Source organism: Shewanella sp. NKUCC01_JLK, from assembly GCF_019345615.1.
Classification (GTDB): domain Bacteria; phylum Pseudomonadota; class Gammaproteobacteria; order Enterobacterales; family Shewanellaceae; genus Shewanella; species Shewanella oncorhynchi.
The window spans coordinates 1-223 of the sequence record NZ_JAHKRD010000056.1; the positions used below are offsets into that span (position 1 = coordinate 1).

General features: G+C 58.7%; 1 protein-coding gene. It reads left to right on the top strand.

Translation table 11 applies throughout. The annotated features are described in order from the left end of the window. The coding region (locus KO537_RS23315) for a hypothetical protein (protein ID WP_219236059.1) at positions 1-223 on the top strand (223 nt) is incomplete at both ends.

Sequence of the window (223 nt, forward strand, 5' to 3'; positions counted from 1 at the left end):
TGCATCTGGTTGCAGTGGTTGGAAAGCCTCTGCCGCGGTCAGTGTGTTATTGCCACCTCCGGTGCCCGCGAGCATCAATGTCCCCAGTGCGACGGTGACGAACGGCAGTATAGCGATAAGCTGGGCCGCGGCGTCGACGGCCACAAGTTACACGTTGCAAGAAAGCGTGAGTAATGGGGCGTGGACAACGATCACATCAGCGACCACCCCGAGTTACACGGTT